The following is an 11,742-nucleotide window of genomic DNA, read 5'->3' on the forward strand; positions in this document are numbered from 1 at the left end:
AAGGGTACGGGCGGTACTCGGCACGGCCGACCAGCAGGCCGCCCGAGGGGTGCTCCACCGGCCCGGGCGCCCGGTCGCCCGGCGCGAGAGGCGCTCAGCCGTGCAGCCGTCCCCCGCAGTGCGGCCACGGACCGGCCCCCTGCCGCGTGTACAGCTTCTTCGCCCGGAAGGTCTGCTCGGACGCCGTCGCGTCCTGCGGCCGTCCCGTGCCGCCGAGGCGGTGCCAGGTCTCCGTGTCGAACTGGTAGAGCCCGCCGTACGTCCCGGAGTCGTCGACCGCCCCGGGCTGCCCTCCGGACTCGCACGCCGCGAGCGCCTGCCAGTTCAGCTGGTCCGTGTCCCGCACGGAGGCCGGGAGCGGCCTGGTGCCCACCTTCACCAGCTGCGTCCGCGGCTCCCGCACCACCTCGGTGCCGACCCACCGGGGCTTCTGCTGGACCCCGTTGACGGTGCGGACGGAGAACGTGACCCGCCGCAGGCCCGGCTGTCCGGCCCGTTCGACGACCTCGGTCCCCCTGAACAGCGAGGGGTCCTCGGTCCGCTCCTCCGCGAACGGGATCAGCTCCTCCCGGATCTCCTTGGTGCCGGTGATCCGCAGCACGGTGACGGTCTGCCCGTCGCGCGGGAAGCTCTCCGGTGCCACCGATGTGGTGTCCTGCCCGCGCAGGGTGATCCCGGCCTCCGCGACGGCCTCCCGGACGGTGGCCGCGTTGGTGCGGATGGTGCGGGCCCGGCCGTCCGCCATGACCGTCACGGAACGCTCGGTGCGCACGTCCAGCGCGAGCCCCTCACGCCCGATGCGCCGGGAGCGCGAGGCGGACAGATACGCGCCCTCCGCACGCACCCCCATCTGCCGCAGCGCCCCTTCCACGGTGTGCGCCGTCGTCCACACCTCACGCCGCTCACCGTCCAGCATGAGCCGCACGGGGCGCCCGTAGCGCACCGCGACCTCGTCGCCGCTGGCGAGCGCCTCGCCCGGGGCGGGCACGATCACATCGTGGGCCCCCACCCGCACGCCCTCCTCGGCGAGCAGTTCGGTGACGTCGTCCGCGAAGGTGTGCAGGGTGCGCGGCCGGCCGTCGACGCTGAGCTCGACCGCCTTGTCCTCGGCGACGAACGCGGTGGTCCCGCCGGCCAGGAAGGCGACGACCAGGGCCTGCGGAAGCAGTCGCCGCACGGTGCCGTCGACCCGTTCGGCGTACCGCGCCCGGCGCCAGCGGGCCCCGGCCCGCCGACGCGCCGCGGCACGCGCGACGGGCCGGGCCGGTTCCCCGCCGGGCGTGGTCTCGGCCGGATACGGGAGCACCGGGTCGGGCATCTCGTAGGCGGGCCGGTAGGTGTCCTCGTACGCCGGCGGCGCCACGTCCTCGTACGTCGGTGGCGGCGGGTATCCGCCGTAGGGCGGCGTCTGCGCGATGTGCAGGTCGGTGCGTGGATCGAGGCCGGGCGGTGGGCCGTACGCCTCGAACGTCTGGTACTGCGGGTTGCTCACGCCGACACGCTCCAGGGGGCCGGAGGGGTCCAGAGGGGTCCGGATCGGGCCCCCAGAACCTAGCGGAGCGACGGTCACTCTCCAAAGTGACGCGACTACTCACCGTCGTGTTCGGCGAATCGGTGACGCGGGTCAGTAGTCGAACGCGCGGGCGGTGTTGGCGGCGAGTGCCGACGCCAGCGCGTCCTCGTCGGTGCCGCGCACGGCGGCCAGCGCGCGCACCGTGACCGGAATGAGATACGGCGCGTTGGGCCGTCCGCGGTACGGCACCGGCGTCAGGAAGGGCGCGTCGGTCTCCACAAGGAGCAGCTCCACCGGGGCGACGGCCACGGCGTCCCGCAGGTTCTGGGCGTTCTTGAAGGTGACGTTGCCGGCGAAGGACATGAAGTATCCGGCGCCCGCACAGATCTGCGCCATCTCGGCGTCGCCGGAGTAGCAGTGGAAGACGGTGCGCTCGGGGGCGCCCTCCTCCTTCAGGACGCGCAGCACGTCGGCGTGGGCGTCGCGGTCGTGGATGACCAGGGCCTTGCCGTGCCGCTTGGCGATCTCGATGTGGGCGCGGAACGACCTCTCCTGGGCCTCCTTGCCCTCGGGCCCGGTGCGGAAGTAGTCGAGTCCCGTCTCGCCGACGCCCTTGACCTGCGGCAGCGCGGCCAGCCGGTCGATCTCGGCGAGGGCCTCGTCGAGCCCCGCGTCCCCGCCCGGGGTGCGCGCGCCCTGCCGGGACCAGCCGTCGGGATCGCCATGGACGATCCGCGGGGCCTCGTTGGGATGCAGGGCCACGGTCGCGTGGACGGCGTCGTGGCGCGCGGCCGTCTCGGCGGCCCACCGGGAACCGGCCACGTCGCAGCCGACCTGCACGACCGTGGTCACCCCCACCGAGGCCGCCTTCGCGAGCGCCTCGTCCACGGTGCCCGCCTGCATGTCGAGGTGAGTGTGGGAGTCGGCGACCGGCACCCGGAGGGGCTCCGGGAGCGGCGGGGCGGCGTTCTTGTCGGCGGCGTTCGAAGGCATGCCCCGATCCTACGAAAGGGGCAGGCCCCCCTCGGTCGCCGACCGGCTCAGCTCGCCTTGCGCTGGAACGGGTGCAGGAGATCGGACAGGTGCCAGTGGTGGACGTCCTGCTGCTCGCCCTCGGTGTCGGCCTCCGGGGCCTGGACCGGACCGGCGGGCGGCGCCTGGTGCGGTCGGTGCGCGGCGTCGCGGGCGGAGGCGACCCGGCCCGGCCGCATGATCCGTACGACGTGGTTGTCGCAGTTCGAGCAGGTGGGCCTGGACAGCGGGGAGGGGACGACCTGGCCGTTCACGACGTACTGCACGAACTCCCGGCCGTCGGCGTCCACGTGGTGCTCTATCTCGTACGACTGCTCCCACCCGTGTCCGCAGCGCATGCAGGCGAAGGAATACGACTCGTGGACGACGGCGATCTCACTCATGCCAGCTCCTGTAGTCCGCTGGTTCGAGGGGACGGGTGTGTCCCTTTGACCAGTGGACGCTTCCGCCGTCGGGAAAGCACCAAGCCTGTCGAGTGTTGGATCCGATTTGGGCCTCCCTTGCCAAACCGGCCCTTCGACCCGTTCCTGACTTTGCCTTCCGGGAAGGGTCTTTGCGCCTCCATGGGGCGCACGCTCAGAGGAGATACGCCCTGCTCAGGAACGTGTGCGCCCCTTTGTGCGCCCCTCGTGGAACGCCCGTCGGAAGGGCCGAAACGCGCCTCAGGAAGGGCCCGTCGCGGACGCGTTCTTCGCCGCCACCACCGCGTCGAACACCTGCCGCTTGGGCAGCCCGGCCTCGGCGGCCACCGCGGCGATCGCCTCCTTGCGCCGCTCCCCCGCCTCCTCACGCACCCGCACCCGCCGCACGAGCTCCGCGGCGTCCAGCTCCTCGGGACCGCGCTCCGGCGCGCCCTCCACGACGACCGTGATCTCCCCGCGCACCCCCTCGGCCGCCCACGCGGCCAGCTCGCCCAGTCCGCCCCTCTTGACCTCCTCGTACGTCTTGGTCAGCTCGCGGCAGACGGCGGCCCGCCGGTCGCCGCCGAACGCCTCGGCCATCGCGGCGAGGGTGTCGTCGAGCCGGTGCGGTGCCTCGAAGTAGACGAGGGTGCGGCGCTCCTCGGCGACCTCCCGCAGCCGGGACAGCCGCTCGCCCGCCTTGCGCGGCAGGAACCCCTCGAAGCAGAACCGGTCGACGGGCAGCCCGGACAGCGCGAGCGCGGTGAGCACCGCGGAGGGCCCCGGTACGGCCGTGACCCGGATGTCCTTCTCCACGGCCGCCGCGACCAGCCGGTACCCGGGATCGGACACCGACGGCATCCCCGCGTCGGTCACCAGCAGCACCCGCGCGCCGCCCACCAGCTCCTCGACCAGCTCGGGCGTGCGGGCGGACTCGTTGCCCTCGAAGTACGACACGACACGCCCGCCGCACGTCACCCCCAGCGCCTGTGTCAGCCTGCGCAGCCGCCGGGTGTCCTCGGCGGCGACGACATCGGCCCCGGCCAACTCCTCGGCGAGGCGGGGCGGGGCGTCGGCCACGTCACCGATGGGCGTGCCGGCGAGGACCAGGGTTCCGGGCGTCTGTGTCACGTTTCCATCCTCGCAGGACCCCAAGCACGGGACGCACACAGCGCCGTTCCTTACGATGGCGCGGTGACCAGTACCGCGTCCTCCACGGACACCCGGCAGGACCACGCCCCCCAGGACCAGCGGCCGTCGTGGCAGCAGCGGCTGCGCCGTTTCGGTTACGCGGCGGGGCCCAGAAGCGACGTGCGCGACCGTCTGGTGCCGCCGTACGTGCGGCCCAGCCCACGGTTGTGGCAGGTGCTCGGGGTGTCCGGGCCGGCCGCCGAGCGGTTCGTCCGCTGGTCCGGCTGGGGCGGCCCGCTGCTGGTGACGCTGTTCGCGGGCGTGCTGCGCTTCTACCACCTGGGCAGCCCGAAGCGGGTGATATTCGATGAGACGTACTACGCGAAGGACGCGTGGGCGCTGGTCCACCGCGGGTTCGAGGTCAGCTGGGGCAAGAACGTCAACGACCTGATCCTGTCGGGCGGCGGGAACGTGCGGGTGCCCACGGACGCGGCGTACGTCGTGCACCCGCCGGTCGGCAAGTACGTCATCGGGCTCGGGGAGCTGATCTTCGGGTTCAACCCGTTCGGCTGGCGGTTCATGACCGCGCTGCTCGGCACCCTGTCGATCCTGATGCTGTGCCGGATCGGCCGCCGTATCTTCCGCTCCACGTTCCTCGGCTGTCTGGCCGGCGCGCTGATGGCGGTGGACGGCCTGGCGTTCGTGATGGCCCGCACCTCGCTGCTCGACGGCGTGCTGATGTTCTTCGTGCTGGCCGCGTTCGGCTGCCTGGTCATCGACCGCGACCGAGCCCGGGAGAGACTCGCCGCCGCGCTCCCCGTGGACGCCGACGGCAGGGCAAGGCCGGACGCGCACATCGCGGAGACGACCCGCCTCGGGTGGCGCCCCTGGCGCTGGCTGGCCGGCCTGATGCTCGGCCTCGCCATCGGCACCAAATGGAACGGCCTGTACATCCTGGCCGCGTTCTGTGTGCTGGCGGTGCTGTGGGACGTCGGCAGCCGCAAGGTCGCGGGCGCGGGCCGTCCGTACGCGGCGGTCCTCAGGCGGGATCTCGGGCTGGCGTTCCTCGCCACCGTCCCGGTCGCGATCGCCACGTACATCCTGTCGTGGCTCGGGTGGATCCTCTCCGCCACGGACGGCAGCGGCGGCTACTACCGCAACTGGGCGACCGCCAACGGCAGGAGCAGCAGCTGGTCGTGGCTCTTCCCGGACTGGTGGCTGAGCCTGTGGCACTACGAGCACGAGGTCTACCTGTTCAACATCAACCTCTCCTCGCCGCACACGTACCAGTCCAACCCGTGGAGCTGGCTCGTCACGGGCCGCCCGGTCTCCTACTTCTACGAGTCCCCCGCCCCCGGCAAGGACGGCTGCCCGATCGACGCGAGCGAGAAGTGCGCCCGCGAGGTCCTCGCGATCGGCACGCCGATGCTGTGGTGGCTGGCCTGCTTCGCGATCCTGTACGTGCTGTGGCGCTGGTTCTTCCGCCGCGACTGGCGGGCGGGCGCGATCGCCTGCGGCATCGCGGCCGGCTACCTGCCCTGGTTCCTCTACCAGGACCGCACGATCTTCTTCTTCTACACGATCGTCTTCGTCCCGTTCCTCTGCCTGGCCGTCGCCATGCTCCTCGGCGCGATCGTCGGCCCCCCGGGCTCCACCGACACCCGCCGCGTCGCCGGCGCGGCGGGCGCGGGCATCCTGGTCCTGCTGATCGCCTGGAACTTCATCTACTTCTGGCCCCTGTTCACGGGCACCACGATCCCGATCGACCAGTGGCGGTCGCGGATGTGGCTGGATACGTGGGTCTAGCCGGGCAGACACAGCAGGAGGGTGCGGCCGACGTGTTCGCCGTGCTTTCCTGCGACGGTTGGGCCGCCTGAGCGCTACCAGAAGTCCAGGAACTCGAAGACAGCATCGAGGATCCGGTGGTAGCGGCGGTGTGCCTTGCAGCAGTAACTCCGCCTGCGCCAACGGCTTTTCGGCTGTTCGACCGGCTCACCGCACCACTTGCACGGCCGCGTCCCCCGCTCCCGCCCCCCACTCATGGAGAGACCGTAGCGGCCTTCCGCACGGTCCGCCCGCGTTATCGGTTCCTCGCGGTCAGGCCTGGCGGGCGTAGGACGTGAGGCGTTCGGCGAGGGCGGTGACGAGGTCGCGCAGTTCATCGGGGCGCTCGATGACGAACGGGCGGTCGAGTGAGGCGAGGACTGGCGGCAACCATTCGAGCCTCTCCGCCCGCAGTTCGACGCGCAGCCAGCGCTCGGTCGCCGGGTCCTGGCCTGCCGCGGGCTCCTGCTCCTCCAGGGTGGCGACGCCGGCGGGAAGGCGGGCGCGGATCTGCTCGACGGTCCCGTGGATCCGCAAGGTCACCTCGTGCCGGTACTCGGCCGTCGCGAACCCTGACAGCATCCGGTGCGCCGGATCGGGATCCAGGGGCGCTTCGAACGATCCGGGCAGGGTCCTCGCGTCCGCGATGCGATCGAGTCGGAAGGTTCGGTCCTCGCCGATCTCGGGGTCCGTGCCTGTGACGTACCACCGGCCCGCGTGGGCGACGATCCCGTACGCGTGCAGGGTGCGTTCGCTGCGCCGTCCGTCGCGGTCGGTGTAGCGGATCGAGACCGGTCGGCCGTGGCGGACCGCATCGGCGAGGGTGAGCAGGACCCCGGTGTCCGGGGCGGCGAGCCCACGGGGCTGATCCGTGAAGCTGAGGGATTCCAGGAGTGTGTCGAGCCTGTGGGCGAGGTGCTTGGGCAGCACCCGTCGGATCTTGGCCGTCGCCGTCTCGCTCGCGGTGTGACCCGCCGTCAGCGACCCTGCTCGGCGGCCGGCGACCAGGCCGAGCAGCACGGCCAGCGCCTCGTCGTCGCTGAGCATGAGCGGAGGCAGGCGGTACCCGGGGGCGAGCCGGTACCCGCCGTAGCGGCCGCGCACCGATTCCACGGGCACGTCCAGGTCGATCAGCTGGCCCACGTACCGCCGCACGGTGCGCCCTTCGACGCCGAGCCGGTCGGCCAGTTCGGCCACCGTGCGGGTGCCGCCCGACTGCAGCAGCTCCAGGAGGGTCAGCACACGGGCAGTGGGTCGGGGCATGTGCCCAACCTAGCGCCGATACAGGACCGATTCTGTCCACTATTTCTCCTAGCCTGCGGAGCACAGGCAGCCGGCACAGGCCGCCTGCACAGCCAAGGAGATCCCCATGAAGTTCGTCTCGATCCGCATCATCACCGGCGACGTGGCGCGCCTCGTCGAGTTCTACGAGCGCGCCACCGGGGTGCGGGCGACGTGGGCCACCGAGGACTTCGCCGAACTCACCACCGCGGGCGCCACCCTCGCGATCGCCGGCACCCGCACCGTCCCGCTGTTCGCCCCGGGCTCCGCCCGCCCGGCGGACAACCACAGCGTGATCACCGAGTTCCTCGTCGACGACGTGGACCTCGTCCACGAGAACCTGACGGGCTTCGTCACCGACTTCGTCACCAAGCCCACCACGATGCCCTGGGGCAACCGGTCGCTGCTGTTCCGTGACCCCGACGGCAACCTCGTCAACTTCTTCACCCCCGTCACCCCCGCGGCCCGCGAGAAGTTCGCACGCTGACGCCCGCACGCACATGGCTCGATATTCGGCGGAATCTTTACCCCGTGCGTCACGACTGCCGCATAGAGTGCGACCCACAGCGCTTTCTGAACACGTTCAAGAAGACGTGCGGAGGGCACAACGGGGAACGGGGAGGGGTCCGCGGGATGGGCAGAGGGGTGAAGGTCGCCGTCATCGGTGGCGTGTGCGCCGTGATGGTGGGCGGGGCCGGGTACGGGACGTACAACATCGTGTCCGCGTTGAACGGGACCGGCGGGGGCGGGGCGGGCTCGGCCGGGCCCGCTCCTCTGAAGAGCGGGCCGCCCAGCGCGGACGAGGTCAAGGAGACGTCCGCCAAGTTCTTCGCGGCCTGGGAGAAGGGCCGGGCGGCGAGCGCGGCGGGCTACACCAACAACGACACGGCCGCCGAGCCGCTGCTGACGGCGTACGGCGAAGCCGCCCACATAGCCGATGTCCGGATCACGCCGGGGAAGACGTCCGGCGCCACCGTGCCCTACACGGTGAAGGCGAAGGTGGCCTACGACGGCAAGACCAAGCCGCTGACCTACAAGAGCGAGCTGACCGTCGTACGCGGCGTCACCACCGGGCGGGCACTGGTCGACTGGCAGCCGTCGGTGATCCACCCCGAGTTGCGGCGGGACGACACCCTGGTCACCGGGGAGTCGGCAAACCCGCCGATCGAGGCGGTGGACCGGAACGGGGCGGTACTGACCAAGGACACCTACCCGTCCCTGGGGCCGATCCTGGACGCGCTGCGCGGCAGGTACGGCGACAAGGCCGGCGGCACCCCCGGCATCGAGCTGGTGATCCGGCACGCCGACGAGAACGCCGCCGACACCCCGCTGCTGACGCTCGCCAAGGGCAAGCCGGGCAAGCTGCGGACCACGCTCAGCGCGACCGCGCAGGCCGCGGCCGAGAAGGCGGTCAAGCAGTACGCCCAGTCCTCGCTGGTCGCCGTCAAGCCCAGCACCGGCGAGGTGCTGGCGGTGGCGAACAACCGCACGGACGCCTTCAACGCGGCCTTCGAGGGCGAGGTCGCGCCCGGTTCCACCATGAAGATCATCACCGCGGCGATGCTCATCGACAACGGCGTGACCTCGATGAACGGCCCGGCGCCCTGCCCGGACACGGCGACCTGGCAGAGCCAGACCTTCAAGAACCTCACGAACATGCGGCCCGACGAGAACGCCACCCTCGCGGGCAGCTTCATGCGGTCCTGCAACACGGCCTTCATCAAGCTGATCGACGAGAAGCCGCTCACCGACGAGTCGCTGACCACGGAGGCGCAGACGCGGTTCGGGCTCGGCCTCGACTGGAAGACCGGCATCGTCTCCCGGGATGGCAAGGTCCCCGCGGCCGACGGCCCGGACCGGGCCGCGAACGCCATCGGCCAGGGGCAGGTCCAGCTGAACCCGCTGAACCTGGCCTCGGTGACGGCCACGGCGATCACCGGCGACTTCCGTCAGCCCTACCTGGTCTCACCCGAGCTCGACGACCGCGAACTCGCCACCGCCAAGGGGCTGCCGTCGTCCACCGCGGCGCAGCTGAAGCAGATGATGCGGCTGACCGCGACCGAGGGCACCGCCGTCAACGCGATGGCCGGACTCGGCGGGGACATCGGCGCGAAGACCGGTTCGGCGGAGGTCGACGGGCAGGCCGTGTCCAACAGTTGGTTCACCGGTTTCCGCAACGACGTGGCCGCGGCGGCCATGACGGAGGAGGGCGGACACGGCGGCGACGCGGCCGGTCCGATTGTCGCAGCTGTGCTACGAGCTGCCGGCTGATCTCACCCACGCGGGAAGGGACTCTAGGCTGTTGCCGTCGTTGGGACTGCAGAGGGCAACGGGGACCCTGGGGAATTTTCGCGGAGGAACAAGGCTGTGGGTAATCGAAGGCGCGTCGCCGAGCGACGGAAGACCAAACCCGCCGTGGTCGGCGGGATGATCGCCGTGGTCGTCGGCGGCGCCGGTTTCGGCGTCTACGCACTGTACGGAGGCGGGGCGGCGGCCTTCGACGGGAAGGGGTCGTCGTCCGCGAGCGACGACCACAAGAAGGACATCCCCAGCGGTCCGCTCTCGGCGACCGAGGTCACCACCACGGCCCGCACGTTCCTGACGGCCTGGCAGCAGGGCAAGGTGCCCCGGGCGGCCGCCGCCACGAGCGACTCCGCGGCGGCCACCACCCTCCTCACCGGCTACAGCAAGGACGCCCACCTCAAGGACGTCACGCTCACCCCGGGCACCCGCACCGGCGACAAGGTCCCCTTCGCCGTGAAGGCGACGGTGTCGTACAAGGGCACCGAGAAGCCGCTGACGTACAACAGCGCGCTGACCGTCGTCCGCGACAAAACCGACGGGAAGCCGCAGGTCGAGTGGCACTCGTCGGTCGTCCACCCCGACCTCCTGGACGGCGACACCCTGGTCACCGGCGAGTCCGGGACCCCGCCGGTGACGGCGCTCGACCGGGACGGCGGCGAGATCACCACGGCCAAGTACCCGTCGCTGGGCACGGTTCTGGACGGGCTGCGCGAGAAGTACGGCAAGATCGCCGGCGGTAAGGCGGGCATCGAGCTCCGGGTGATCCGCGGCAAGTCCGCGAAGGCGTCGAAGGCGTCCGACAAGACGCTGCTCGAGCTGAGCAAGGGCACGCCGGGCACGGTGAAGACGACCCTGAGCCCGACCCTGCAGGCGGCGGCCGAGCGGCAGGTCGCCAAGAAGGCCAAGTCGTCGGTGGTGTTGATGCGTCCCTCGACCGGCGAGATCCTGGCCGCCGCGAACGCCTCCCACGGCTTCAACATCGCCTTCCAGGGCTCCCTCGCCCCCGGCTCCACGATGAAGGTCATCACCTCGACGCTGCTCATCGACAAGGGCCTGGCCTCGGCCGACAAGAAGCACCCCTGCCCGAAGTACTCCACCTACGGCGGCTGGAAGTTCCAGAACGACGACAAGTTCGAGATCAAGGGCGGCACCTTCAAGGCGAGCTTCGCCCGCTCCTGCAACACGGCCTTCATCAGCCAGGCGCCCGACCTGAAGAACGACGACCTGACCAAGCAGGCCGAGCAGGTCTTCGGTCTGTCCATGAACAACTGGGCCATCGGAGTGCCGAGCTTCGACGGGTCGGTGCCGGTGCAGAGCGCGGCCCAGATGGCGGCCTCGCTGATCGGGCAGGGCGGGGTGCGGATGAACCCGCTGAACATGGCGTCGGTGGCGGCGACGATCGAGTCGGGCACCTTCAAGCAGCCCTACCTGGTGTCGCCCACGGTCGACAACCGCAAGCTCGCCACCGCGTCCCGCAAGATGTCCTCGAACACGCTGAAGCAGATGCGGGAACTGATGTCGTACACCGCGGCCTACGGCACGGCGGCCGAGGCGATGTCGGGGGTCAGTGGCACCGTGGGCGCGAAGACCGGCTCGGCGGAGGTCGACGGGCAGAAGAAGCCGAACGGCTGGTTCACGGCCTACCGCGGTGACCTCGCCGCCGCGGGCGTTGTCCAGCAGGGCGGGCACGGCGGCGACACGGCGGGCCCGATCGTGGCGTCACTGCTGAAGATGGGCGGCTGAACTCCGCACCGGAGTGGCCATGTAGGTCCGCCGCAGGAACCTGAGCAGGGCCTTCGCGTCGAACTGCACCACCGAGACACCCTCCGCGGAGTGGAACTCGACGACGGCCTGGACACGTCCGCACGGCCACACGCGGACCGCTCCGCTGCCGGCCGGGGCGCGCAGGCCCTGTTCGAGGAGGGAGCGCGAGAAGGTCCACTCGTGCGCACCGGGCAGGCGGATCAGTACCGAGCGCGGGTCGGTCTCGGGGTCGTAGCGCAGGATGACCGGGACGGCCTCGTCACCCTCACGCGGCAGGTCCGCGTCCGTGACGATATGAGCTCGCGCGTACTGTTCGACAACAGACATCGTGACGGCCCTCTCACGCTGCGTAACCTGTGTGGAAGCTGTGCGTCCGCCCCCCGTCCAGCGTCGCACATTTCCGGGATCACGCCCGCGGAGGCGGAAATGCCGTTCCTCACGCCCTCGCGGGGTTTCCCGCGCTGTTCCTCCCGAGGCACTCTTGCAAGCCGT

The 11,742-nt window shown here is 71.1% G+C and carries 10 protein-coding genes; 4 read left to right on the top strand and 6 right to left on the bottom strand.

Annotation, left to right across the window (positions count from 1 at the left end; translation table 11 throughout):
* Window positions 1–94 precede the first annotated feature (94 nt).
* From ACFYRY_RS19950 to rsmI, 4 genes are all read right to left on the bottom strand, one after another.
* Window positions 95–1,492 (bottom strand): ubiquitin-like domain-containing protein, encoded by a 1,398-nt coding sequence (locus tag ACFYRY_RS19950; protein WP_389146964.1) that lies wholly within the window; start codon window positions 1,490–1,492, stop codon window positions 95–97.
* 132 nt (window positions 1,493–1,624) lie between these two features.
* Entirely contained in the window at window positions 1,625–2,506 is an 882-nt protein-coding gene (locus tag ACFYRY_RS19955) for a TatD family hydrolase (protein WP_389146966.1), read from the bottom strand.
* A gap of 47 nt (window positions 2,507–2,553) precedes the next feature.
* A complete protein-coding gene (locus tag ACFYRY_RS19960; protein WP_389146969.1) occupies window positions 2,554–2,928 on the bottom strand; it encodes a hypothetical protein in 375 nt (124 codons plus the stop codon).
* Between the two features lie 279 nt (window positions 2,929–3,207).
* The gene (rsmI, locus tag ACFYRY_RS19965) at window positions 3,208–4,077 is read right to left on the bottom strand and encodes a 16S rRNA (cytidine(1402)-2'-O)-methyltransferase (protein ID WP_389146972.1); all 870 of its coding nucleotides are present in this window, start codon (window positions 4,075–4,077) and stop codon (window positions 3,208–3,210) included.
* 63 nt (window positions 4,078–4,140) lie between these two features.
* Between rsmI and ACFYRY_RS19970 the strand changes: the two genes are divergently transcribed.
* Complete coding sequence (locus tag ACFYRY_RS19970; RefSeq protein ID WP_389146975.1) at window positions 4,141–5,883, top strand: dolichyl-phosphate-mannose--protein mannosyltransferase; 1,743 nt, start codon at window positions 4,141–4,143, stop codon at window positions 5,881–5,883.
* 291 nt (window positions 5,884–6,174) lie between these two features.
* On the opposite strand, the gene ACFYRY_RS19975 is transcribed toward ACFYRY_RS19970, so the two are convergent.
* Window positions 6,175–7,164: a helix-turn-helix transcriptional regulator gene (locus tag ACFYRY_RS19975; protein ID WP_389146978.1), complete on the bottom strand. Its 990-nt coding sequence runs from the start codon at window positions 7,162–7,164 to the stop codon at window positions 6,175–6,177.
* Between the two features lie 106 nt (window positions 7,165–7,270).
* Between ACFYRY_RS19975 and ACFYRY_RS19980 the strand changes: the two genes are divergently transcribed.
* The 3 genes from ACFYRY_RS19980 (at window position 7,271) to ACFYRY_RS19990 (ending at window position 11,229) form a co-directional block, all read left to right on the top strand.
* On the top strand, window positions 7,271–7,669 hold the full coding sequence (locus ACFYRY_RS19980) for a VOC family protein (RefSeq protein ID WP_389146981.1): 399 nt from the start codon (window positions 7,271–7,273) through the stop codon (window positions 7,667–7,669).
* 146 nt (window positions 7,670–7,815) lie between these two features.
* The gene (locus tag ACFYRY_RS19985; RefSeq protein ID WP_389146984.1) at window positions 7,816–9,453 is read left to right on the top strand and encodes a penicillin-binding transpeptidase domain-containing protein; all 1,638 of its coding nucleotides are present in this window, start codon (window positions 7,816–7,818) and stop codon (window positions 9,451–9,453) included.
* A gap of 96 nt (window positions 9,454–9,549) precedes the next feature.
* On the top strand, window positions 9,550–11,229 hold the full coding sequence (locus tag ACFYRY_RS19990) for a penicillin-binding transpeptidase domain-containing protein (protein WP_389146986.1): 1,680 nt from the start codon (window positions 9,550–9,552) through the stop codon (window positions 11,227–11,229).
* On the opposite strand, the gene ACFYRY_RS19995 is transcribed toward ACFYRY_RS19990, so the two are convergent.
* Window positions 11,206–11,577: an SsgA family sporulation/cell division regulator gene (locus ACFYRY_RS19995; RefSeq protein WP_389146989.1), complete on the bottom strand. Its 372-nt coding sequence runs from the start codon at window positions 11,575–11,577 to the stop codon at window positions 11,206–11,208. The two genes, ACFYRY_RS19990 and ACFYRY_RS19995, sit on opposite strands and share 24 nt — an antisense overlap.
* Between the last annotated feature and the right edge of the window lie 165 nt (window positions 11,578–11,742).

Origin of the sequence: Streptomyces sp. NPDC005263 (genome assembly GCF_042872365.1) — a bacterium.
Lineage (GTDB): Bacteria > Actinomycetota > Actinomycetes > Streptomycetales > Streptomycetaceae > Streptomyces.

Coding starts and splice junctions, on each gene's coding strand:
- ACFYRY_RS19955 (WP_389146966.1), bottom strand. CDS start 2,506: ATGCCTTCGAACGCCGCCGACAAGAACGCCGCCCCGCCGCTCCCGGAG.
- ACFYRY_RS19960 (WP_389146969.1), bottom strand. CDS start 2,928: ATGAGTGAGATCGCCGTCGTCCACGAGTCGTATTCCTTCGCCTGCATG.
- ACFYRY_RS19995 (WP_389146989.1), bottom strand. CDS start 11,577: ATGTCTGTTGTCGAACAGTACGCGCGAGCTCATATCGTCACGGACGCG.
- ACFYRY_RS19985 (WP_389146984.1), top strand. CDS start 7,816: ATGGGCAGAGGGGTGAAGGTCGCCGTCATCGGTGGCGTGTGCGCCGTG.
- ACFYRY_RS19975 (WP_389146978.1), bottom strand. CDS start 7,164: ATGCCCCGACCCACTGCCCGTGTGCTGACCCTCCTGGAGCTGCTGCAG.
- ACFYRY_RS19980 (WP_389146981.1), top strand. CDS start 7,271: ATGAAGTTCGTCTCGATCCGCATCATCACCGGCGACGTGGCGCGCCTC.